Annotated in this window: 23 protein-coding genes and 1 pseudogene; 10 read left to right on the top strand and 14 right to left on the bottom strand. The window is 69.8% G+C overall.

Features of this window, described 5'->3' with window-relative positions; all coding sequences use genetic code 11:
• The first annotated feature begins 35 nt into the window (after positions 1-35).
• Positions 36-971, top strand: a complete 936-nt coding sequence (locus tag MID12_RS15045) for a S1 family peptidase (RefSeq protein WP_263167762.1) — start codon at positions 36-38, stop codon at positions 969-971.
• Positions 972-1,121: 150 nt separating this feature from the next.
• Here MID12_RS15045 and MID12_RS15040 read toward each other — a convergent pair whose 3' ends face one another.
• The 3 genes from MID12_RS15040 to MID12_RS15030 all read right to left on the bottom strand — a co-directional run bounded on the left by MID12_RS15040 (position 1,122) and on the right by MID12_RS15030 (position 4,125).
• The gene (locus MID12_RS15040) at positions 1,122-2,135 is read right to left on the bottom strand and encodes a hypothetical protein (protein ID WP_263167760.1); all 1,014 of its coding nucleotides are present in this window, start codon (positions 2,133-2,135) and stop codon (positions 1,122-1,124) included.
• Between the two features lie 341 nt (positions 2,136-2,476).
• A complete protein-coding gene (locus MID12_RS15035; RefSeq protein ID WP_052482359.1) occupies positions 2,477-3,409 on the bottom strand; it encodes a glycosyl hydrolase family 18 protein in 933 nt (310 codons plus the stop codon).
• A gap of 149 nt (positions 3,410-3,558) precedes the next feature.
• Positions 3,559-4,125 carry a dihydrofolate reductase family protein gene (locus MID12_RS15030; RefSeq protein WP_263167756.1) on the bottom strand — a complete coding sequence of 189 codons (567 nt, stop codon included), beginning with the start codon at positions 4,123-4,125 and terminating at the stop codon, positions 3,559-3,561.
• A gap of 360 nt (positions 4,126-4,485) precedes the next feature.
• Here MID12_RS15030 and MID12_RS15025 point away from each other — a divergent pair, with 360 nt between their 5' ends.
• From MID12_RS15025 to cpt, 6 genes are all read left to right on the top strand, one after another.
• A complete protein-coding gene (locus MID12_RS15025; RefSeq protein WP_040250901.1) occupies positions 4,486-5,250 on the top strand; it encodes a M15 family metallopeptidase in 765 nt (254 codons plus the stop codon).
• 346 nt (positions 5,251-5,596) lie between these two features.
• On the top strand, positions 5,597-6,454 hold the full coding sequence (locus MID12_RS15020) for a helix-turn-helix domain-containing protein (protein WP_263167753.1): 858 nt from the start codon (positions 5,597-5,599) through the stop codon (positions 6,452-6,454).
• Between the two features lie 259 nt (positions 6,455-6,713).
• Positions 6,714-7,262, top strand: a complete 549-nt coding sequence (locus tag MID12_RS15015; RefSeq protein ID WP_263167750.1) for a DUF1062 domain-containing protein — start codon at positions 6,714-6,716, stop codon at positions 7,260-7,262.
• Positions 7,263-8,206: 944 nt separating this feature from the next.
• Positions 8,207-9,178, top strand: a complete 972-nt coding sequence (locus MID12_RS15010) for an AAA family ATPase (protein WP_263167748.1) — start codon at positions 8,207-8,209, stop codon at positions 9,176-9,178.
• A 14-nt stretch (positions 9,179-9,192) separates the two neighbouring features.
• The gene (locus MID12_RS15005; protein ID WP_411577062.1) at positions 9,193-10,755 is read left to right on the top strand and encodes a VWA domain-containing protein; all 1,563 of its coding nucleotides are present in this window, start codon (positions 9,193-9,195) and stop codon (positions 10,753-10,755) included.
• A gap of 193 nt (positions 10,756-10,948) precedes the next feature.
• A complete protein-coding gene (cpt, locus tag MID12_RS15000) occupies positions 10,949-11,482 on the top strand; it encodes a chloramphenicol phosphotransferase CPT (protein ID WP_263167746.1) in 534 nt (177 codons plus the stop codon).
• A gap of 108 nt (positions 11,483-11,590) precedes the next feature.
• Here the strand turns inward: cpt and MID12_RS14995 are convergent, their stop codons facing one another.
• Positions 11,591-11,977: a VOC family protein gene (locus tag MID12_RS14995; RefSeq protein WP_040250892.1), complete on the bottom strand. Its 387-nt coding sequence runs from the start codon at positions 11,975-11,977 to the stop codon at positions 11,591-11,593.
• Positions 11,974-12,267, bottom strand: coding sequence for an ArsR/SmtB family transcription factor (locus tag MID12_RS14990; protein ID WP_040250890.1), 294 nt, complete (start codon positions 12,265-12,267; stop codon positions 11,974-11,976). Before MID12_RS14990 ends, MID12_RS14995 begins: the two co-directional genes overlap by 4 nt.
• Positions 12,268-12,579: 312 nt before the next feature.
• Here MID12_RS14990 and MID12_RS14985 point away from each other — a divergent pair, with 312 nt between their 5' ends.
• Positions 12,580-13,239, top strand: a complete 660-nt coding sequence (locus MID12_RS14985; protein WP_040250887.1) for a peptidoglycan-binding protein — start codon at positions 12,580-12,582, stop codon at positions 13,237-13,239.
• A 158-nt stretch (positions 13,240-13,397) separates the two neighbouring features.
• Here the strand turns inward: MID12_RS14985 and MID12_RS14980 are convergent, their stop codons facing one another.
• From MID12_RS14980 to MID12_RS14970, 3 genes are all read right to left on the bottom strand, one after another.
• Positions 13,398-14,609: a S8 family peptidase gene (locus tag MID12_RS14980; RefSeq protein ID WP_040250885.1), complete on the bottom strand. Its 1,212-nt coding sequence runs from the start codon at positions 14,607-14,609 to the stop codon at positions 13,398-13,400.
• 415 nt (positions 14,610-15,024) lie between these two features.
• Positions 15,025-15,645 carry a MarR family winged helix-turn-helix transcriptional regulator gene (locus tag MID12_RS14975; protein WP_263167742.1) on the bottom strand — a complete coding sequence of 207 codons (621 nt, stop codon included), beginning with the start codon at positions 15,643-15,645 and terminating at the stop codon, positions 15,025-15,027.
• 12 nt (positions 15,646-15,657) lie between these two features.
• Entirely contained in the window at positions 15,658-16,128 is a 471-nt protein-coding gene (locus MID12_RS14970) for a hypothetical protein (protein ID WP_263167740.1), read from the bottom strand.
• 124 nt (positions 16,129-16,252) lie between these two features.
• Between MID12_RS14970 and MID12_RS14965 the strand changes: the two genes are divergently transcribed.
• On the top strand, positions 16,253-16,507 hold the full coding sequence (locus tag MID12_RS14965) for a DUF5988 family protein (protein WP_263167717.1): 255 nt from the start codon (positions 16,253-16,255) through the stop codon (positions 16,505-16,507).
• Positions 16,508-16,619: 112 nt separating this feature from the next.
• Here MID12_RS14965 and MID12_RS14960 read toward each other — a convergent pair.
• Positions 16,620-16,796, bottom strand: a pseudogene (locus tag MID12_RS14960) (PH domain-containing protein); the annotation flags it as partial.
• 141 nt (positions 16,797-16,937) lie between these two features.
• Here MID12_RS14960 and MID12_RS14955 point away from each other — a divergent pair.
• Entirely contained in the window at positions 16,938-18,503 is a 1,566-nt protein-coding gene (locus tag MID12_RS14955; protein WP_263167715.1) for a recombinase family protein, read from the top strand.
• 481 nt (positions 18,504-18,984) lie between these two features.
• Here MID12_RS14955 and MID12_RS14950 read toward each other — a convergent pair whose 3' ends face one another.
• The 5 genes from MID12_RS14950 to MID12_RS14930 are packed head-to-tail and all read right to left on the bottom strand — an operon-like array spanning position 18,985 to position 22,737.
• Complete coding sequence (locus MID12_RS14950) at positions 18,985-20,361, bottom strand: replication initiator (RefSeq protein WP_263167713.1); 1,377 nt, start codon at positions 20,359-20,361, stop codon at positions 18,985-18,987.
• Between the two features lie 6 nt (positions 20,362-20,367).
• The gene (locus MID12_RS14945) at positions 20,368-20,562 is read right to left on the bottom strand and encodes a hypothetical protein (RefSeq protein ID WP_263167711.1); all 195 of its coding nucleotides are present in this window, start codon (positions 20,560-20,562) and stop codon (positions 20,368-20,370) included.
• On the bottom strand, positions 20,559-21,911 hold the full coding sequence (locus tag MID12_RS14940) for an FtsK/SpoIIIE domain-containing protein (protein WP_263167709.1): 1,353 nt from the start codon (positions 21,909-21,911) through the stop codon (positions 20,559-20,561). The genes MID12_RS14945 and MID12_RS14940 overlap by 4 nt, the downstream gene beginning before the upstream one ends.
• 2 nt (positions 21,912-21,913) lie before the next feature.
• On the bottom strand, positions 21,914-22,378 hold the full coding sequence (locus MID12_RS14935) for a hypothetical protein (protein WP_263167707.1): 465 nt from the start codon (positions 22,376-22,378) through the stop codon (positions 21,914-21,916).
• A complete protein-coding gene (locus MID12_RS14930; protein ID WP_263167705.1) occupies positions 22,375-22,737 on the bottom strand; it encodes a hypothetical protein in 363 nt (120 codons plus the stop codon). Before MID12_RS14930 ends, MID12_RS14935 begins: the two co-directional genes overlap by 4 nt.
• Positions 22,738-22,812 lie beyond the last annotated feature (75 nt).

Genomic DNA, 22,812 nt, shown 5'->3' with positions numbered 1-22,812 from the left:
TACGTTCTCGCACGCCTCGAAGGAAGCCACCCCCCATGAGATCTCGTACCGACCGCCGCCGCACCCTGACCAGAGGCGCCGCCGCCACCGCGGCCGCGGGCGCCGTGCTCGCGCTGATCGGCACCGCCGCGCCCGCCGGTGCCGCCTCCGCCGACCAGGGGCAGGGCGGCCCCGGCCGGCGCGTCGCCAAGCCGATCATCGGCGGCACCGAAGTCGCCGACGACACCTACCCGTTCATGGCCGCGCTCGCCTCCAAGGGCAAGGGCAGCCTCAAGGACCGCCAGTTCTGCGGCGGCAGCCTGCTCGACTCGACCACGATCCTGACCGCCGCGCACTGCGTCGAGGGCGAGAAGCCGAAGAACATCCAGGTCGCCGTCGGCCGCACGGTCCTCTCCGACACCCAGCAGGGCCGGTTGCGCAACGTCCTGCCCTCGACGGGCGCGGGCGACCCGGGCGGCATCCTGGTGCACCCCCGGTACGCGAAGAACCCGGCGTACGACCTCGCGCTCGTGGTCCTGGAGAAGCCGGTCAAGGGCGTCTCCCCGGTCAAGCTGCCCACCCCGGGCACCGACTCCCTGATCCGCCCCGGCGCCAAGGCCACCGTCACCGGCTGGGGCAACACCGATGTCGACCGGGAGCAGTTCCCGGACCGCCTGCGCCAGGTGAAGGTGCCGTTCCTCTCGCACGACGAGTGCAAGCTCAGCTACGACGAGTACGACACCAAGGTCAATGTCTGCGCCGGGGTCGAGGGCAAGGACTCCTGCCAGGGCGACAGCGGCGGCCCGCTCTTCCGCAGCGTCCCGGGCCGCGACGTCCGCTACCAGGTCGGCATCGTCTCCTACGGCGAGGGCTGCGGCGGCCAGGGCGCCCCCGGCGTCTACACCTCCACCAGCTCCCAGAAGCTCTGGAACACCCTCAACGAGTCCCCGAGCGGCAAGAAGATCAAGAAGATCGTGGACCGTCTGCGCTGACGTCCCGTCACCAGCCGTACCCGGTACGGACATTGACCGGCCCCCCTCCCCCGGGGGCCGGTCGCCCGTCTGCCCGACCGTCTCGCCCACCTCCGTGGGCCGAGCGCGGAGCAGCCTCAAGTCACCTGCACATACGGCTGGGTTGGCTGGCTAGCAGGTCAACGACCCCGCGCGCAGGGCGTGTCCGTCCTCGCCGCCGTCGTCGGACCAGAGCACCGGCAGGCGCCCGCCCGCGCAGGCGGCGGCCGGGGCGATCGCGAAGCCCTCGTTGTTGAGGTTCGGCATGTCCCCGGGGCGGTCGAGGACCTGGTCCACCGTAAAGGCCCCGTCCTCGATGCCGAGGGTGGCCGTCTGCCCGTCGCAGGTGTCGTCGCAGGCCGCCCAGAGCCGCCCGGTGCCCGGCTCGAACTCCAGGTCCATCACGGCCTCGAAGCCGGTCGGGAAGTCGGCGACCCGGGTGGCGTCACCGTCCTCGCCCAGCGCGTAGGCGTAGACCGCACCGGTGGACTCCAGGCCGACCAGGTAGAGACCGCCGCCGTGGCCGGGGTAGCCGCCCGGGTCGTAACTGCCGCCGGTGCGCTGGTCCTTGAAGCCGTGCGCGGTCAGATAGGCGTCCGGGACCCAGGAGATCGCCTCGATACCGGCGTTGGGTTCCGAGTCGGGCAGGTCCGCGGTGAGGTCCCACTCCTCGGCGGCGTCAAGCGAGTCGCCGGACCCGCTCCCGGTGTCGAAGCGCAGGATCCGCTGACTGCTCTCGTCCTCCTCGTCGTTGTCGCGCTCGGTGGCCGCGAAGACCCCCTCCGGGGTGGCGACCACGCCCTCCGCGTCCGCGTCGCCGCCGCCGTCGGCGTAGTGCAGGGCCTTGCCGTCCGCCCAGCCGCCGGACGGGTCCGGCACCCAGTTCTCGCCGTCGGGCACCAGGCGGTAGAGGGTGCCGGGACCGTTCTTCACCGCCCAGAGCACGTCCGCGTCGCCGCTGCCGTCCCCGCTGCCGAAGGACAGCCCGCTGAGGTTCTCGCCGAAGAAGTCCTTCTCGTCCGCGGTACGCACCGAGGCGTCCCCCGGCCACTCGGCCGCCGGGCCGCGCGCCCCGGCCGCACCCGCCGCCGGAACAGCCGCCAGGCAGCCGAGGCCGAGCCCCACCGCGAGGATCCCCGTCCGCATACGCCACCGGAATCGCACGACCGGCTCTCCCTCAAGTTCGGTGCCCCGCGGGGCAGTTCACGACGACCGGCGCACAGGACACGGCCGTACGGCAGGTCTCGGCCAGCGCGGGTGCGGCGGCCGGGCGACACCGTAGGCTCACCCGGCCAGATGGCGACAGGGCGAAATCCGGGCGGCTTCCCGGGGGCGTTGTGCGCACTTCGCCGGGTTGCCCGGGGCGGGCCGCACCCGCTGAGCTGCCCCGCACCCCCGCGCGAGCGGGCCCGTACGGCGCCGCCGGGTGGCGACTTCGCCGTACGGGCCCGGCCGGAGCGGTGGTCCGCCTCTTCCGCGGGTGCGGGTCAGCCGCCCGCGGCCTTGCGGACGTGGGCGTACCAGGTGGCGGGCCCGGTGCCGTCGACCTCCACCGCGTTGAAGTACTCCCAGCCGGCCACGCCGCCGAAGCCCTGGTGCTTGTCCTTGAGCGCGGTCAGCGTCGAGGCGAGGGTGCCGGGCTCCACGTAGCCCTGGCAGTTGGCCGGATTGGTGAGCGCTCCGGCGACGACCCGGGAGGGGCTGAAACCGTTGCCGATAACGTTGTCATAGCTGCCGGTGCCGCCGAGGTCGCCCCAGCCGCAGTAGAACTGGCCGGTGTAGAAGCTGATCTGGCTCCCGGCCTCCCGCTCCAGCTGCGCGTAGTCGAATCCGCCGGAGAAGTTCGAGGTGCCGGCGAGGTCGGTGGCGACCGGGGTGAGGATGACGCTGAAGTCCGTGCCGAAGTCGGTGCGCAGCCGCTCGATCAGCTTCTTGGTGTTCTCCAGCGAGAAGGTCTCCTCGATGTCCAGGTCGACGCCGTCGAGCCCGTACTTCTCCACCGTGTCGTGCAGCGGCTTGTAGTACCTCTCGAAGTCCGCGGCGAGGTTGGCGTAGGTGCCCTGGGCCGCGCCGCCGAGCAGGGCGTGCACCTTGGTCCCGGAGGACTGGAGTTCGGCGACGTCCTTCCAGACCTGGTCGAACTTGGCGTCGGACGGCGGGTCGTCGTTGAGGTGGATCGAGCCGTCGCCGTTGAGGTGGAAGGCGGCGACCTCCACATCCGTCGCGATGCCCTTGAGCGGCAGCGGCGAGACGTAGGAGCCGTCCTTGTACTGGGTCTGGTAATACGCGAGGACGTGGGGGGAGTCCGCCTTCGCGGAGGGGGAGTCGGTGGCCGCGTGCGCCGGGCCCAGGGTGAATCCGGCGAGCGCGGAGGCGGTGAGCGCCGCTCCGAGGCCGGACAGGATCCGTCGTCTCTGCATGGGTTCCTCCGTGACGGGTGGGGGACCGCTCCGCCCCGGAGGAAATCCCACCGTGGCGGGCACAGTGGAGAATGTCCCGTATTGAACGGGGACCCTAAAGCGCTTAAGTTGACGGTGTCAATGGGTCGGCAAAGGGCGTTCAGGCGGACTCAGGACGCCGCGGTCCGGTACCGCAGCAGCACGATCCCCGAGGAGAACGGGCGGCACTCGACCAGCCGCAGGCCCGGCGTCGCCCGGGCGTCCGCGAAGAGCCGCTGCCCCTCGCCGCGCACCACCGGATAGACGAACAGACGGTATTCGTCCACGAGGTGACGGGTGATCAGCTCCGGCACCAGGGTCAGGCTGCCGGTGGTCACGATGTCCCGGCCGGGCGTCGACTTCAGGGCCCGCACCTCCTCGGCGACCGGCCCGCGCAGCACGGTGGTCGGCTCCCAGCCCGGTGCGCCCAGGGTGCGCGAGACGACGTACTTGGCGACCTGGTCGAGATAGGCGCTGACGCCGGTGGTGTCCTCCGTCTGCTGCGGCCAGTAGTCCCGCATCTGCTCGAAGGTCCGCCGCCCGACGAGGAATCCGTCCGCGGCCCGCATCTGCTCGTTCAGCGCCTCGGTGACATCGGACATGTCGGCGCCCGCCGCCCCCGCCGGGCCGAACCAGTCCCCGGCGGCGTCGATGACCCCGTCGAGCGTGATGTTCTCGGTGATGACCAGGTCCCGCATGATCGGCTCCCTCATCGCTGCAGGCCGGTGTCCGGCCTCCCCTCCCACGCTGGCACAGACGGCCCCGGACCTCCTGCCGGACGCCGCCGCGCCTCGGCCTCCGCCGCCGGGTGGGGGGAGTTCGCGGGCGCGCGGGGCCGACCTGCGCGGGACGGTGCGTACCCGAGGGGCGTGCGCGGGCGTGCGACCGTGCGCGCCCCTGGTGCGCACTCGCGCCCTCGACCAGGGCTCTTTTGCCCGGATTGACCACCCCTTTCCCCGGCTTGGGTGACTCTTGACATGCCCTTGACACAGCTTCGCAATACCGCCACCCTCGTGCCTCTCTGTCCGGTACCACCGATCGAGTAGAGGCAGCCCCACATGACTTCACGATCTGTCAGAGCGCTGGTGTCGATAGCGGCCGGTGCGGGCCTGATGCTCGCCGCGCCCGCGGTCGTCCCCGCGTCCGCGAGCCCCGCCCCTGTCTCCCAGGCGAAGATCGCCGACGGCTGCTACACCTGGAGCGGCTCCCTCAGCGAGGGCGCCTCCGGCGAGGCGGTGCGCCAGCTCCAGATCCGCGTCGCCGGATACCCCGGCAGCGGCAGCCAGCTCGGCATCGACGGCCAGTTCGGCCCCGCCACCAAGGCCGCCGTGCAGCGCTTCCAGTCGGCGTACGGACTCGCCGCCGACGGCGTCGCGGGCCCCGCGACCTTCAACAAGATCTACGCTCTCCAGGACGACGACTGCACCCCGGTCAACTTCGCCTACGGCGAGCTGAACAACTGCAACTCCGACTGGTCCGGCGGCAAGGTCAGCGCCGCCACGGCCAAGGCCAACGCCCTGGTCACCATGTGGAAGCTCCAGGCCATGCGCCACGCCATGGGCGACAAGCCGATCACCGTCAACGGCGGCTTCCGCAGCGTCGCCTGCAACAGCTCGGTCGGCGGCGCCGCCAACAGCCGCCACATGTACGGCCACGCGGCCGACCTCGGCGCCGGTTCGCAGGGCTTCTGCGCCCTCGCCCAGGCCGCCCGCAACCACGGCTTCACCGAGATCCTCGGCCCGGGCTACCCCGGCCACGACGACCACACCCACGTCGCGGGCGGCGAGGGCCGCTTCTGGTCGGCGCCCAACTGCGGTATCTGACCCACGGCCGTCTGAAGCACGCGCCCCTGGACCACGCCCAGGTCCACGTGCCCCTGCCCGCGCGGCAGGGGCACGTGGACGTTTTCTCGGCAGCGGGCAAGATCGCGTGATCTCTGGAGTCTCTGCGGTCTCGGCGATCTCGGCGGTCTCTGTGCTTTCCGTGATTTCCGTGCTTTCCGTGATTCCCCTGGTCCGGTAATGCGGCTGGTCCTGATAATGCAGGCGGTCCCGGTAATGCATGGATTCCCGCGCATTGCCTTACGCGTCCGCCCGCCCGTCCGTCCCGGCATCCCAGGGACAGAACTGGCCTCCCCACAGAAGTGGCGTGCCCTGGCAGACTTGTCGCATGAGCAGCAGTAAGGCGAATGAGCTGGGCGCCTTCCTCAAAGCGCGCCGGACGGAGGTCAGCCCCCGGAGCGCCGGGCTGCCGGACACCGGTACGAAGCGCCGGGTCACGGGCCTGCGCCGCGAGGAGGTCGCGCTGCTGGCCTCGATCAGCACCGACTACTACACCCGGCTCGAACAGGGCAGGCGCCAGGCCTCCGCGCCGGTGCTCAACGCCCTCGCCCGCGTTCTCCACCTGAGCGACGAGGAGCGGGACTACCTCTTCGAGCTGGCCGGGAAAGAGGCGGCCAAACCGCGCCGCCGGCCCGCTCAGAAGGTCCAGCCCGCGCTGCGGAGAATGCTCGGCGAACTCACCTCCACCCCGGCCCTCGTCCTCGGCCGCCGCATGGACATTCTGGCCTGGAACCCGATGGCCGAGGCGCTGCTCATCGATTTCTCGCAGCTCCCGGAGAAACAGCGCAATTACGCCTGGCTGATCTTCTCCGATCCGGCGATGAGAGCGCTGCACGCGGCGGACTGGAAACGCGTCGCGCACGACTGCGTGGCGATGCTCCGCATGGAGGCCGGGCACCATCCGCAGGACCAGCGGATGGCCCAACTCGTCGGCGAACTCTCCATGCTCGACGACGACTTCCGCCGCTGGTGGGCCGACCACCACGTCACCGCCCGCAGCAGAGGCTCCAAGACGCTGCGCCACCCCCTGGCGGGCGAGCTGACCCTCGACTGGGACGCCCTCGCCTGCGTGAACGACCCCGAACAGCAACTGGTCGTCTGGACCGCCGAACCCGGCACCCCCTCCCACGACGGCCTGCGCATCCTCGCCTCCTGGACCACCACGGGGAGTACGCGGCAGAGCTGAGGTCCGGCCCGCCCGGCTGCGGGCCTGAGGTCGGGTCGGTCCGGCCGGGCGCGTCCGTCCCCCCGGGTGCGGGGAGGCGCGAAAAGCGGTGGAGCGGCGCCGCCGGGCCCCGTTACCGTGCTGCCGAACCGAGTCGTCTGGGCAAGGACGTGCCGTTGTACACCGTGTGAGAACCCCCGAGCGCTGATTCGTCGCGCGCCGCGCCTTCGCGCCGCGCCCCTTTCTGCTGCCGCATTCTCACTGAAACCGGTGTACTTCTGTGCTCAACAGCTGGGTGGTCATGCCCGCCTGCCTGCCTCTCGTCCGCCGCCGCTGCACCACGTGCACGTCCGAACGCTTCCGGGCGAGCGGCAGATTCCGTGTCAACGCCCACCACAAACTCCTCGACGTCTGGCTCCTCGTGCTCTGCACCTCCTGCGGCCAGACCGCGAAGCTCACGGTCCTGGAGCGGCGCAACGTACGCTCCCTGCGACCCGAACTCCTCGACCGGCTGCACGCCAACGACCCCGCCCTGACAGCCGAGTTGCTCCGGGACCCGGTCATGCTGCGCCGCAATCGCGCCGCCCTCGACTGGGACGGCGCCTGGCGTCTCGACACCGGGGGCTCGGATCACCTGGACCGGGAGGTGATCGACATCGCGGTCCGTTTCGCGGCGCCGATCCCCCTCCGGCCGGTGCGACTGATCGCCGAGGGGTGCGGCCTCTCCCGGGCCGAGGTCGAGAGACTCCTCGCGGAGGGGAAGCTCGTCTCGGCGGTCCGGCTGAGCGGCAAGCTCTCCGGCGACTTCACCTTCACGCTCAAGCGCTGAGTTCTCGGGCCTGATGCCTTCTGGACCCGGAAGGCCTGGTAACCCTCGCCGGTGTAGACGCAGTTGCCCTCGGTGTCGGTGTAGACGCCGGTGCTGAGGGCCGAGGCGTCGCTGGTGGGGGCCGTCCTGTCCAGGGCGACGCGCAGGTCGAGGGAGAAGGACTCGTGGGGGCGCACGGCGGTCGTACCCAGGCGGCCGCGGATCTCCTCGGGCTGGTCGACGTCGAGCGGGACGCCGGTCCAGGCGCCGGTGGCGCGGTCCATGTACTGCAGGGTGACGTGGGTGAAGTCGGTGAAGACGTTGTCGTCGTCCACCTGGGAGGCGAAGGCGCGCAGGTCGACCTGCGGGTAGGCGCGGCCGCCGGTGTTCTCCACGTGGAGCGTGAAGGCGTGGAAGCCGCTGCCCGCCACGATCTTCGCGGGGATGCCCGAGAAGCCGGTGCGCAGCGAGCGGTCGAAGGGGTGGCTGCCGTCGTCCTTGCACACCACCTGGCCGCCCGTCGGCGCGGCGGAGGCGGCCGGTGCCGCGAGCAGCACGGCCGGGGCGAGAGCGGCGGTCGCGGCGGCGAGGACCAGGGACGGGCGAAGCTTCATGAGTACCTCAGCGGTAGAAGGGGTCGATGCGTCCGGATCGACCGGCCGGAGGTACGGGCGGTTGTCCCCTGCTGCGGGATCGCGCAGCAGGGGAGCGAGCTGTCGTTGCGCGGCCCTTTTCTGTTCCATCGGCTTTCCCCGCAAGGGAGTTGACGGCCGGTGCGGTCGGCTTCCTTCGGGTGCGGCCCCGGGACGGACCGGGCGTGCCGCGCCCGCTCGCGGCCTCCGGCACCCGGGTGCTTCTTCTCTCCGGTCTCCGGTCCCTCTTCCAGGGCGTCCGCCCCGGGTGCGAGGATCGGTGCCACGGCCACGGAACGGTTCGTGGCGGCGGCCGGGAGGAATGGGCGGCGGATGACTGAGCAGGGACAGGTGGCGGCCGGGTTCTTCGGCTCCGTGGACGAGGTGGCCGCCCGGCTCGCGGAGGTGGGCTATCTGGCCTCGCCCGCCGTGGCGACCACGGTCTACCTCGCCGACCGCCTCGGCAAGCCGCTCCTGGTCGAGGGCCCGGCGGGCGTCGGCAAGACCGAACTGGCCAAGGCGGTCGGGCGGGTGGGATCCGCGCCGCTGACCCGGCTCCAGTGCTACGAGGGCATCGACGAGTCCCGCGCGCTGTACGAGTGGAACCACGCCAAGCAGCTGCTGCGCATCACGGCCGGACGGGAGGCCACCGGCACCGAGGACCCCGCGGGCGGGAGCGCCGGGGGCTGGGACGCCACCCGGGACGACATCTTCAGCGAGGAGTTCCTGCTCGCCCGGCCGCTGCTCACCGCCATCCGCCGCACCGAACCCTCGGTCCTGCTGATCGACGAGATCGACAAGGCCGATGTCGAGGTGGAGGCGCTGCTCCTGGAGGTGCTGAGCGACTTCCAGATCACGGTCCCCGAACTCGGCACCGTCGAGGCCACCCACCGCCCCTTCGTGGTGCTCACCTCCAACGCCAGCCGCGAGCTCTCCGAGGCTCTGCGCAGGCGCTGCCTCTTCCTCCATCTCGACTATCCCGACACCGAGTTGGAGCTGCGCATCGTACGGCTCCAGGTGCCGGGCCTCGACGAGGTCCTGGCCGACTCCGTGGTCCGTACGGTGGCCGCGCTGCGCGCCCTCGGCCTGCGCAAGGCGCCCTCGGTCGCGGAGACCGTCGACTGGGCCCGCACCCTCCTCGCCCTCGGCGCGGACACCCTCGACGAACGCGTGGTGCGCGAGAGCCTGGGCGTGGTGCTCAAGCACCAGGACGACGTGGTCAAGGCGACCGAGAAGCTGATCACCGAGGCGACCGTGGCCACCGGCAACGCCCGCACCGTCGTCCGCCGCCCGGCCGCGGACTGAGCCCGGTGGACCCGGTGGATCCGGCGGCCCAGGGCGCGGCGCGGGGAGCGGACGGTGCGGGCGACCGGCGGGCGGAGGGCCTGGCCGAGCGGCTGACCGGCTTCGTCGGCGCGCTGCGCGGGCACGGCTTCCTGGTCGGGCCCGGCGAGAGCGCGCAGGCGGCCGAGGTCCTCGCCCTCCTCGGGCTCACCGACCGGGAGCGGATGCGGGCCGGTCTGGCCGCCGTCCTGCTCTCCGGGGAGCGCCAACGCTCCGTCTACGACGCGGTGTTCGACCTCTACTTCCCGCTCGGTGTGGGCGCGCCCACCGGGCGGCGCGAGGAGCAGGGGGCCGAGCCCGCGAGCACGGCGGACTCCGCCGCGGACGACTCCCGCACCGAACCGCCCGTACGGAGCGCCGCCGAGGAGCGGGCCCAACTCGCCGCACTGCGCGAGCGGTTGGCCGAGGCGCTGGCGGCGGGCGATCAGGCGGGGCTCGCCCGGCTGGCCCGCGAGGCGGTGGACGGCTTCGGCCGGTACGGCGGCGGCAGCACCGGCAGCGACGGCTGGTCCTCGCACCAGACCCTCGGCCGCCTCCAGCCGGAGACCCTGCTCGCCCGGGTGCTCACCGCGATCCGCTCGGCACGCGCCGCCGGGACCTCCGGAGCCCGGGACGGCGGCGAGGGCACCGGCGCGCTGGCCGGGGACCTGGCCGGGCAGGACTTCACCGCACGCCTGGAGGCGGACGAGATCCGGCGCCTCATCGAGTCCTTCCGCGGCGAGGTGCGGGCCGAGGCGCGGCGCCGGGTCGCGGAGCGGCAGGGCAGGCAGCGGATGGCCCGGCGGGTGATCTCGGGCAGCGTGGACGAGGCCGACTTCCGGCTGAGCGACGCCAAGCGCCGGGCCGAACTCCGGCGCGCCGTCCAGCCGTTGGCCCGCAAGCTCGCCACCCGGCTGGCCGCCCGGCGGCGCCGCGCCGCGCGCGGCACCGTGGATCTGCGCCGCAGCCTGCGGCGTTCGCTGTCCACCGGCGGCGTCCCGCTCGACCTCGCCTACCGGCGCCGCAGGCCCTCCCGCCCGGAGATCGTGCTGCTCTGCGATGTCTCCGGATCGGTCGCCGGGTTCGCGCACTTCACCATGCTCCTGGTGAAGGCGATGCGTGAACAGTTCGGCAAGGTACGGGTGTTCGCCTTCGTCAACCGCACCGACGAGGTGACCCGGCTGGTCGCCGAGACCGACGACGCCGAGGAGCTCGGCACCCGTATCTTCGAGGAGGCCCAGGTCACCGGCTACCACGGCAGCAGCGACTACGGCAGCGCGCTCGGCGAGTTCACCACCCGGTACCTGCGCGAGCTGACCCCGCGCACCAGCGTCCTGATCCTCGGCGACGCCCGCACCAACAACGCCGACCCCAACCGCCCCGCCCTGGCCGTCCTTGCCGAGCACGTCCGCCGCGTCCACTGGCTCAACCCGGAACCGGTCTCCCTCTGGGGCACCGGCGACTCCGCCGCCCTGCGCTACGCCGAACTCGTCGACATGCACTCCTGCCGCAACATCCGCCAACTGGAGGCGCTGGCGGCCCGGTTGCTGCCGGTGTGAGGACGGGGGTGGGGGCGGGGGTGTCGGCGGCCCGTACGCCTGCCAGTCGGCCCATCCGGTCGTCCGTCTGCCGGGCGGCCCGTTCGCGCGTCCGTCCACCTCTTCGCCCGCCCGCCCGCTCGTCCGCCCGTCCGTCGGCCCGCCCGGCGGAAATCGCTTCGCGGGGCCGGGGCTTCGCCCCTACCGTGAGCGGGTGAAGACTCAGGTGATCGTGTTGAACGGGGGCTCCAGCTCCGGCAAGTCCGGGCTCGTACGGTGCCTCCAGGCCGTACTGCCGGATCCGTGGCTCGCCGCCGCCATCGACTCGCTGGTGGAGGCGATGCCGCCCGCACTGCGCGGGACCGAGGGCGGGATCGGTTTCACCGCCGACGGCGGGGTGGAAGTCGGCGCCGCCTTCCGGGAGTTGGAGGGGGCCTGGCGGGAGGGCGTCGCCGCGATGGCGAGAGCCGGGGCCCGGGTCCTCGTCGACGACGTCTTCCTCGGCGGAGCGGACTCCCAGGAGCCGTGGCGCAAGGCACTCGCCGGTCTGGACGTGCTCTGGGTCGGCGTCCGGTGCGAGAGCGCGGTCGCCGAGGGCCGCGAACTCGCCCGCGGGGACCGGGCCCGGGGCATGGCGGCCGCCCAGGCGGAGTCGGTCCACCGGGGCGTGACCTACGACCTGGAGGTGGACACCACCCACTCCGAGTCCCTGGACTGCGCGCGGACGATCGCCGCCCGGGTGCGGTGAGCCGAGGCAGCCAGGGGAGCCGGGAGCACCGGGGAAGCCGGAGTGCCGGGGAAGCCGGAGCACCGGGGAAGCCGGAGTGCCGGGAGCGCCGCGGGTGCCGGGACGGTGCTACCGGCTGTGGACGAGCTGGATCAGATTGCCGCAGGTGTCGTCCAGGACCGCGGTGGTGACCTGGCCCATCTCCAGCGGCTCCTGGGTGAACCGCACACCGAGCCCCCGCAGCCTGCCGAACTCCGCCCGTACGTCGTCCACCGCGAAGGAGGCGGCCGGGATCCCGTCCTCGACCAGCGCCTCCTTGTACGGCCTGACGGCGGGGTGCCCGTCGGGTTCGAGCAGCAGCTCCGTACCGCCCGGGTCCTCGGGCGAGACCACGGTCAGCCACCGGTCCTGGCCGAGCGGCACATCGGCCTTCTTCGCGAAGCCCAGGGTCTCGGTGTAGAAGCGCAGGGCCTTCGCCTGGTCGTCGACGAAGACGCTGGACAGGTGGATTCTCATGGGGTGTCCTTCGGGGGGCTCGGCCTGAGCCACCGGGTCACGATGCGCTCAAGCGGCTGGGCGTGCAGATCGTGGAACTTGTAGCGGCCTTCGCGCCGCGTCCGGACCAGATCCGCGGCTTCCAGTACGGCCAGGTGCTGGCTGACGGCCTGGCGGCTCAGTCCCAGGCCGTGCTTGGTCACCAGGCGGGTGCAGATCTCGAACAGGGACTGCCCGTCGCGCTCCGCCAGTTCGTCGAGTATCCGCCGGCGGGTCGGGTCGGCCAGTGCCTTGAACAGCTCGTCTGCCACGGCCCCACCATAGGCAAGTCGCGGCTTGCCTATCAAGTAGATGAGGATGCCGGGCAAGGGGTACGTACGGGGCCGGACGGGTGCGGTGACGACTCCCCGGCGGGTGGCGGCGAACGGAATTCTTCCCGCTCTTCCCGACATTGGTCGAACCGCTGGCGGCAATCCGGGCGGTGAATCCGTACCCGATCGGCGGGTAAGTGACGTCAAAGCGGCATCTCTTCCTCGGTGGAATTCGGAGGTCCTATCTCCGTGCAATTCCCTTTTCCCGGAAGGCCCTTGACAGTATCTTCATGTACACGCCACCGTGCTTGCATGCGACGTCAGAAGAAAACAGCTCACCTCATGGCTGCCACGGTGGCCGCCGCAGGAGTATTCCTCCTCTCCTCGGCGCCCGCACAGGCAGCGACCTCCGACCCCACCGGCCACGGTCTGCGTGACTTCCAGACGGACCACGGACTCCGCCCCACCGGAACCGTGGACGCATCCACCGCCAAAGCACTGAATGCGGCCCCGGACAGCGAATTGAGAGGCGTGTTCGAAACCGCCGCCGACCTCGACCCGACGCAGCTGGCGAACGCCCGTATCGTCATCGGTGTCGGAAAGGGCGCGAACATTCCGGAGCAGGGCCAGGTCATCGCTCTCATGACCGCCATGCAGGAATCCAAGTTCGTCAACTACACGGTCCCCGTGGACCACGACTCGCTCGGCATCTTCCAGCAGCGTCCCAGCACCGGCTGGGGCACCCCCGAGCAGATCACCGACGTCCCCACCTCCTCCAAGTCCTTCTACGGAGTGGCGCCGTTCGGCAGCAACCCGGGCCTGATCCAGATCGCGGGCTGGGAGACCATGCCGCCCGGTGACGTCTGCCAGGCCGTCCAGCGCTCGGCCTACCCCGACCGCTACGCCCAGTGGGAGCAGTTCGCCCGCGACCTGCTGGCCCAGGAGGGCCCTTCGGTGGACCCGATCCCCTGACCCCTGAGCAGGGCGGAACTGATCCCTGAGCAGGACAGAGCAGAACGACCTGAGCAGGGCAGAACAGAGAGCCGGTCCGGACCTCCCGTGGGGGAGGTCCGGACCGGCTCTCTTGCGTACTACTGCTGCTCACCGCTTCCCGCGGGTCGACCGGGGACTTACTCGACGACCTTGAGGAGCTTGTTCGCGGTGCCCTCGCTCGGGTTGCTGATCTTGTCCGGAGTGGCACCGTCGGTCAGCGCCTTGGCGACGTCGGCCGGGGCGGCGTCCTGGTGGCCGGCCAGGTAGACGGCGGCGGCACCGGTGACGTGCGGGGTGGCCATCGACGTACCGGAGATGGTGTCCGTGGCCTCGTCGTCGGTGTTCCAGGCGGAGGTGATGTCCGAGCCCGGGGCGTAGATGTCGACGGCCTCACCGTAGTTGGAGAAGTCCGACTGCTCGTCCTCCTTGGTCGAGGAGGCGACCGTGATGGCCTCGGGGACGCGGGCGGGCGAACCCTCGGTCGGGGAGGACTCGTTGCCCGCGGCGACCGCGTAGGTCACGCCGGACTCGATCGACTTCTGGACGGCCGCGTCGATGGCCTCGTCCGCGGTGCCGCCGAGGCTCATGTTGGCGACCGAGGGGCCCTCGTGGTTCTCGGTGACCCAGTCGATGCCCGCGACGACCTGCTCGGTGGTGCCCGAACCGCTGTCGTCGAGCACGCGGACGGCGACGACCTTGGCCTTCTTGGCGACACCGTGCTTGGCACCGGCGATGGTGCCCGCGACGTGGGTGCCGTGGCCGTTGCCGTCGTCGGCGTCGTCGTCGTTGTCGATGGCGTCGAAGCCGGAGGAGGCGCGGCCCTCGAAGTCGGAGTGGGTCACCCGCACACCGGTGTCGATGACGTAGGCGGTCACGCCCTCACCCGCGGAGTCCGGGTAGGTGTAGGCGTTGTCCCCGGCCGTGTCCTCCTGGTCGATCCGGTCGATGCCCCAGGACGGGGGGTTCTCCTGGGTCGCCTGGGTGGTGAAGCGGTGGCTCTGGACGACCTTGGCGACCGCGTCGTCGGCGGCGAGGCGGCGGGCCTCGGTCTTGCTGAGGCCGGAGGCCGAGAAGCCGTTGATCGCGGAGTCGAAGCCGCGCTTGAAGGTGCCGCCGTACTCCTTGGCGAGGCCCTTGCCCTCGGAGGCAGCCTTGATCTTGGCGCCGCCCTTGAGCATCACGATGTAGTTGCCGTCGATGGCGCCCTTGGCCTGGGTGCCGTAGACGTCCGCCTCGGCGGGGGCCGAAGCGCCGGCCGGGAGCGCGACGAAGACGCCCGCGGTGAGAGCGCCCGCGGCGGCGACCGCCACGGCTATCTTGCGCTTGCCGACCCGCTTGTGCGTTGCCATGTGCAAAGTCCTTCTGTGGGGTGTGGGGGAGGAAGAACCGGCGTAACTGCCGCTGGACGTCGAACGGTTGACGCCAGGGGTTCGAAACTCTGTCTGATCCGGCGTACAGGACGCAAGACTTGACGTGATGAGTGATCCAGGTCACACCGACATGGGGTTTCTGTCGGACATGCGGCGTACGCCTCTGTGTACGGGGGACAGCGGAGGGTGAGGCGGTGACGGGGAGTTGACTGTTTGCGGTCGGACACTGCGACGGGCGGGGCGGGGGCGCCGACGGGTCGCGGCGGGGGCGGGGCCGGGTCGCGGCCGGGTCGTGGCCGGGTCGTCCGGCGGGTGTCCGGGCCCGGTCGCACGAGGGGGGAACACGACCGGGGAAGGGGTCGCACGACCGGAGAAGGGAGCGGGCGAGGGGGGATCAGGGGTGCGGTCCGCCGAGGCGGCTTTCCAACTGCACGAGCAGTCCGGCGAGGAGCCCGGCGAGCTGTCGCTGTGCCGGGGCCTCGATACCGGAGAGCACCCCGTTCTCGTACCCGAGTTGCTCGGGCAGGACGCCGTCGACGAGTTCGTGTCCCGACTCCGTCAGCCGTACGTGCGCCACCCGGCGGTCGCGGTCGTCGCTGCGGCGCTCGATCAGCCCGCGCTCGGTGAGCTGCTTGAGCCGCTTGGTCACCGCGGCGCCCGAGGAGAAGGTCTCGCGGGTGAGTTCACCGGGGGTCAGCTCGTGCCCGGTCCGCCGCAGCGCGCCCAGCAGGTCGAACTCGGGCCGGGTCAGACCGTACCGCCGCAGCGGAGCGTCCTCGGCATGCTGCACCAGGGCGGCACACCGGTTGAGCCTGCCGATGATCTCCATCGGCCCGGTGTCGATCCCCGGATACGCCGCCCGCCACTGCGCCACCACCGCCGCCACGGTGTCTCCCGCGGGAGCGCTGTCCCCAGTGGGGGCGCCGTCCCCGGGGAGAGCGCTGCCCTCGGCGGGAGCGACGTCCGCTGCGGGAGCGCCGTCCCCCGCGGGAGTGCGGCCGTCTTCCGTCGTCATACGAGAGCGTCCTTATACGAGAGCGTCCTTCACCGACCGGCCTCCGGCCCCGTACGCCCGGCAGCGCTCATGAGACGCGTACGCACGGCAGCGCTCATGAGAGGGGTGCCGCCGCGGCTGTTCGTGCCGGTCCTGCTTTCTGATCACCGCGGCGAGCGTACGGTGTCGGCGCCGCTCGGTGCGCGGCAGGCGGTCCCCGGGCAGCGCCCGCTGCCGCCACTCGTCCGCCGCCGTGTCGGCCGCGGCGCGCAGGGCGACCAGCTCGGCGGCGAGCCGGCGGCGCGCACGGTGGAGTCCGGCGGGATCCGGGGCCGGTACGCCGAGGGCGCGCTCGGCGTCCTCGCAGGCGCGTTCGGTGGAGTCCAGCGCGCTCGCGAAGGTGCCGGTTGCCCATCGGTTGGTGACGAGGGCCATCGGGGTCACGCACAGGGTGCCGAGCCCGTAGTTGCGGGTGATCAGCGACTCGGCGCCGAGGACGAGCACCAGGGTGCACAGGCCAGAGCGAGCGGCCCTCCCGCATCCCCGCATCCCCGTGCCTCTGTCTTCCCCTCCCCGTGCCTTCCAGCCCCCACATGCGTCCGCCCCCGCCCCCGGAGACACTGAGGGCATGGCTGGACAGACTGGAGAGACCGGGAGCGGTGGCCGGGGCAGGGCCGAGAGGGCCGGAAAGGCGGTTCTCGACGGCGGTCCCGCGGAGCTGGACGCGCGGGTGGTCGAGGTCGCCCCCGAGAGCGAGCGGGACCTGAAGATCCGGCACCGCGGCGGCTACGAGCACTTCAAGGCGACGTCGAGACAGGAGGCCTCGTCCGAGGGGCCGCTGCCCGTCTACGAGTGGTGGGAGCGCACGGAGATCGCGGAGTAGCCGCGGAGCAGCCGCGGCGGCGCCCGACAGCCGTCGCCCCGGTGGGCGCTGTGCTCATGGTCGCGGCTACCGCGCCGCGGACGCCGCGGCAGCCGCGCCGCGAACGTCCTGACTACCGCGCCACGAACTGCGTCAGGATCGCCTGCACCTGGTAGATGTCGACGCCCTTGGTGAAGGTCTTCTGGATCGGTGTGGTGCTGCTGGAGATCCAGATCTTCAGCTCGGCGTCGAGGTCGAAGTGGCCCGCGGTCTCCACCGAGAAGTGGCTGATGGAGCGGTACGGAAGAGATCCCTAAGCACACTTCCTAGGGATCTCGGCGCCATGGCATCTACGAGGACGTTTTGGCGTTCGTCGCGCACGGCACGAATGGCTAAACTCGTTTGCTTCCAGCCGAGAGCCCTAGGAACCTTTCTACGAGGGAGGGTTCTTATGGATCAGCCGAAAAAGCCGCCGACGACCGAGTACGACGGATGCGGAAAGTGCATGCTCGGATCACGGCGGCTCTCTCGGAGGAACGACATTTCGAGTAGCCCGACAAAGCAGGCTGAACAAGTAATCGATGCGGTGGAGGCCATCGGGGGCCACGTCATCGGTTGGGCGGATGACTGGGAAGTCTCCGGGGCAACGGATCCGTTTACGCGGCCGGGACTAGGTCCCTGGCTGCGTGATGAAAAGGGTCCTTATTCCGGGATCGTAGGTGCAGCCGTTGACAGGATCGGCCGCAACCAACGTGACGTGCTCAACACGGCGTACGCCATCCACGAAGCTGGCCGTCTATTGGTTACCTATGGCCACGGACCGTGGGACCTGGATGATCCGGCAGACGAAATGCTTTTGTCGATTGAGTCATTCGGGGCTCAAATCGAGTTGCGTTCCATCCAGAGGCGTAACCGCGAAACGACCGTGCGGACGCGAAACCGTGGGGAGCCTTCCGGAAAGGAAAGGTATGGGTATCGCTATAAGCGACTTCCCGGCAGCAGGAAGACCTATGGGTGGGAGCTGGATCCTCACCCGGCATCGGTTCTGCGAAACGTCAAGCGACGCATACTTGCAGACGAGACCGAAACGATCACTCCGTGGACAGAAGCCAGCCGACTTACCCGCGAGCAAGAGCTATCCCCCGAGGATTACCGTGCAGTAATGCATGGGCGGGAACCTAAAGGGCTGCCTTGGTCAGGAAGCATCCTGAAAAAGTACCTGGTGGAAGAGGGGTCACTCGGGTATCTCATGTATAAAGGGCGTCCCGTGCTGGATAAGAACGGTCACCCGATCCAGGTTGCCGAACCTCTCTGGGACGAAGCCACCCGGCAGGCGTTGATCAAGAAGACCAACAAGAGAACGCAGAAAGGAAGGGCGCCCAAAGGTGACTGGCTAAGCACCAGGGTGTCCACATGTGGACAGTGCGGACAGAGGCTAAATGTCGGACGAAGGCCAGCCAAGAAGAGCGACCGCACTAAACAGCGGTATACGCCTACTTACGGTTGCATCGGCAGAGTTCGAGGCTTGCCCGAATCAAAAAACTGCCGCCCCGCGCCCACGATCAATGCTGCATTCCTGGACGAGGAACTAGAGACATGGTTTCTCTCCCGGTATGGAGCCGGGCAAATGATGCGACGAGAGTACGACCCCGGCACCGGAATTGCCGCGAAAATCGCCAAGATCTCGTCAGACCGTACGCGCCTACAAGAGGATCGGAGCGCGGGCCTGTACGAGTCCCCGGAGGACGCGCAATGGTTCCGCAACGAATATGCGCGCATGACGCGTGAGATTGAGGAACTGCGAGAGATGCCGGACCGTACCCCGGGCATGCGCCTTGTTCCCACAGGGAAGACGGTCGAGGACGAGTGGCGGGAATGCACGAGCAACGCCGCGCGGCGGGAAATCCTGTTGGGGTTCGATGTGCGCGTAGCCCTCTACTCCAAGAAGGCAGATAGGCGCATCATCATCACCGGCGCGAATGTGGCGGAACAGCGTCTTTACGTGCAGGCGAGCTGATTTCAGCAGGAAGGGCCCGAGCGGCGTTATGCTCGGGCCCTTCCTGCTGTCACGCTCTTACTGGATGACTATTTGCGCCAGGAAGTATCGGATATAAATCCCTGTCCTTGTCTTGTACTCCACCGGTTTAAGTTGTATCTGCGCTTCGGCTCCGATGAGTTTGGATTGATCGGTGCCATTGTCGATTTCATCTATCAGCATCGTTCTCCTCAGCAGAAAAACTCTCGCGCTTTCGAGTGCGAGAAGTCGGAATGATATCGCCTTAGAGTTCGCGTCGGATATGCGTATCCGTAGGCTGTCGAACGCCGTGAGGACTTCCCATTGGCCTGCCCTCGCATTCGCCAATTGGACTGGAGCGCCGCCGAACCTTTCCGCGATTATCCGTGCGGTGTTGTATTCACGTGTGATGAGTACCCAGTGAGGGGTGACCCTGTTTCGTCCGCCCACTACGGAAATCGGTGAGAACTCTCCGTCCGTTTTGCTAGTCGCCATGAAGTGACTCCGAATACAGAAGTTCTCTCTTTATGCCGCGGATTTGTGACACGTCCTCGGCGATTCCAGCAGCTATCCAGGATTCCGCGGTTGTATGTCCTGATCCCACGTAACGCCATGAGGCCTGTTTTATGGCGCCAGGAGGGGCGGGAAGTTTGTGCCGCGTACGTGCACTGCGGAGGTTTCCGTACGTGGTGCTGTATCTGCGGGATTTGGTGAGGATGTGGCCTCGGTATCCCAGGGTGTGAGCCCAGAGCCTCAGGTTGAGGTCTGCGTATTCCTTGAGGCCACCCAGTCGCCAGGCTGTCGACATGAGCGCGCGTATATGTGGGGAGACCGGGGCGTGTCGTATCTCTGCGTACTCTCGGATCCGGTAGTCGATGCCGGATTCGCTGACTGACTTGGATGTGTATTTGGCGACGTAGGAAGCCACGGCGTCATCGCTGAGCCCGTGGCCGTCCGCTCCGGCGGTGTCGGCCTGGATGGCGTGTGCGTCGATCTGCGGGCCCCATGACACCCGGTACTCGCCTACGGCCGCCGAGTGGGGCGCGGTGACTTCCACGGCCGCAGCAGCGGAGCGCAGGGCGGAGATCAGGAGTTCCGTCGTGGCCCAGGTGGGTGGGGGAGAGGCGGGCCCGTCGGGGCCGTCGAGGCGGATCACCGCGTGCACGTGGACCGCCCCTCGGCGCTGGTACTCGGCGACCTTCGCGAACGAGACGATCAGGTGGTCTCTGAGCCGGGCCTGAGTGATGCCGCCTGCGCGGGCCAGGTGCCGCCGTACCGCGCCGCACCAGCGGTTCCACAGGCGGCCAGCGCAGGCGTGCCAGAGCACGTGTCCGGTGTAGTCGTAGCAGGCGGCGCACACGGGCTGTCCGACGAGGGGATCGGACTCGTCGTGTTCCTTGGTGCAGCTCACCGGGATCCCGTGGTCGCACAGGCCCCCGTCACGTCGAGGGCGGCACGGGCCGTTCGTAGCCCGGTGGACGGGGCCGAAGGAGGGCGCGGTCAGGGTGAGGAAGACGCGGGGACGGTAGCTGACTGCGCTGGTCACGCCCTTGCCGCCGGACAGGCCGGCCCGGATGAGCTGGTAGGTGTCGCCGGAGTGGAGCCAGGAGCAGGGTGGGCAGCGGGACTTGCGGCGGTTGCCGCAGCGGACCGCAAGGCGCCCGGTGGGTTCCTCGTGGGTGTCGTAGTGGGTGAGCACTTCCCCCGACACCGTGTCGAAGGTGGTCGAGGATCCGGCGAGGTAGACGGGGTGGGCGCATCCGCCGATCTGTTTTATCTGCTCGCGCCAGCGGTCGAAGCCCGGTTCGTGGACGAGTCGGATAAGGTCCCGGTCGGTGCGGGAAAGGGTCTGTGTCTGCATGGTGATTCAGCCTCCCGTGAGACCGTCGACCGCGAATACGAATGTCCACCAGACCGGATAGCTGAGGGGGGTCATGGCGAAGAGGTATCCGGCGAAAGCGATGATGATTACTTGGGTCACTTTCACTTCCCGGGATCGGGCGATCATGACCGCGAAGAGAATGAGGAAGGAGTCGATGACGTAAATGGTGTTGTGCGTCATGGGGTGTCTCCTGAAAGGACGGGAGTTCCCGCAGTGAACGGATCGTCCGGGAGTCCGTGCGCGTTGATTGCCGCGATATCCGCAGTGGTGATCAGGTGACTGCGGGCCCTGAGCCATTGCCCGCCCGCTGTCGTGACGGCTACGCCTTGTTCGTCTTCCGTAATGGACTGGGCGACGACCACGGCGTCAGGGTGAATGTCCCCGAGGGTCATTTCCGCGCTTGCTTCGTCGTGTTGCCGGTGGGCGATCCGGCCGCCGAGCTGCGCGCGCAGAGCCGTGACCCGGGGCCCGAGATCGGCACCGACGCGTTGGCCGGAGACGACGAGATGGCAGCCCAGCGCCGCGCCGAGTTGGGCCACACGCAGGAGCAGGGTCCCGCAGCGCTCGGACAGTTCCTTGGACTCCCGGGTGCCGTCCGTGAGGTACAGCTCCGCCACTTCGTCCACCAGGACCACCAGGGGCACCGGCCGTTGCCCGGCGGGCAGTTCCCAGATGTTGCGCACCCGGGCCGTGCGGCAGATGCGGGTACGCGCTTGGATCTCGGTGACCACCGCGTCCAGGAGTTCGGCCGCTTGCGTCGCGTCGGTGGCCAGCGCGGTGAACCTTGCCGACAGGGGGGCCAGCTCCATGCCGCCTTTCAGGTCGATGCCGACCAGGGCGACGGGTTGGGGCGCCAGGTCGCGCACCAGGGCCGACAGGAGTACGGACTTCCCACTACGGGTGGCCCCGGTGATCAGCCAGTGCGGCACCCGCCGAAAGCGCAGCACCCAGGCCCCGCCGTCTTCCAGCCTGCCGACGTCCGCTGTCAGCAGCTCGCCGCTCCCCGCGTCCCGGGGAACTTGGCTGTAGCGGCCGGTGAGGGGGTCCACCGCTGTGACCGTGATCAGGACCTCTCCGCGCCGGGGGGAGATCACCCGCACGCCGTGCACCCGCCATGCGTGTTCCATGGCCGGGGCCGCCGACAGGAACGGGGTGGGCACCTGACCGGCGTGCAGGACCACGCGCAGGCGCAGCCCGGTGCGGGTCGGGCTCGGGAACCCGAGGCGGGGCGGCTTGGGTTTGAGGGCTTGGCCCTGGACCACCAGGTCCCGGCCGACGATGCGCTGAGAGGGCCGCAGGCTCACACTCAGGCCCGTGAGTTGAGCTACCTGTTTCCAGGTGAACAGCAGGCGCAGGGCGACCCGTGGATACCCCAGCAGCCACCACCGCCAGGGCAGTGCCCGCACGCCGTCCAGGCGCCGGGGAACGCGGACTCCCCGAGCGGCGAGGCGGGGTTCCCACCAGCGTTGGGTGAGCACCGCCAGGAGGAACGCCGCAGTCGCGATCCAGATGATCAAGCTGAGCGCCATGGCTAGTCACCCCGCTCGGGCTCGGGGTCGATGCGCGCGTTGAGCCAGCGGGCCCGCGTGGACGCCGCCTCGCCATGCGCAGCGACCATCACCAGGAGCCAGGCCACTTGCTTCAGATCATCGGTCACCGCGAGCAGCGCCTCAGCGCCGACCAGGCTCCTCAGGTCTTTCATGAGCAGCCCGAACTGGCCGTCCGAGCCGAGGAGTTCGGCAGGCTCGGGCACCTTGGAGGCCTCGCCGAGGATGGCGCGCATCTCCCTGGCCATCGCTTCGGCTTCCTCGGCGATCACCGCCGCGCAGGGCCCCTTGCACGCATGCACGGGCGCCTCAGTCCCCGGGGCACGTCCCACCTTGACCGAGGCCCGCTTGCGCCGCAGGAAGTCGATGCCGCAGACCACGCAGGCCACCCCGTCAGCCTGCGTCGCCGACAGGTTCCAGAAGTACCGGTCAAACCCCTCCGTGCTCATTCCGCACCGCCCTTGCGGCCGGACGCTGCCGACTCGGCCCGGGGACCCGGAGCAGCCGTGATCGCTGCCGCCCGCCAAGAGGTTCCGCTACGGCCGTCCACCGTCCAGTCCACCGACCACAGGTCGCGCACCGTCACTACCGCGCCCTCCGTGATGCCTTCCGGCTGGGACCCGGAGACCACCACTTCCAGGACGTCTATCCGCCGCCCTTCCTGCTGACGGACCGCCAGGGCGGTGACCCACTGCAAGGCGCCGTCACGGTCTCGGCGCTGCTGGCCGTCCGGGGTCATCCGGGCCTCAGGAGCCGCCACGCACCGGATCAGCCCCAGGCGCGACGTGTCGACGGGCTTGTTCTGCATCGCACTTCACCTCTCAACTCTTACGGTCTTCCACTCATCCTAATAAGTGGATGTCCGATACTGAGCGGTGACCCC

It is taken from the genome of Streptomyces sp. SCSIO ZS0520, from assembly GCF_025643355.1.
Lineage (GTDB): Bacteria > Actinomycetota > Actinomycetes > Streptomycetales > Streptomycetaceae > Streptomyces > Streptomyces physcomitrii.
This window is presented reverse-complemented; position numbering and strand designations above follow the sequence as displayed.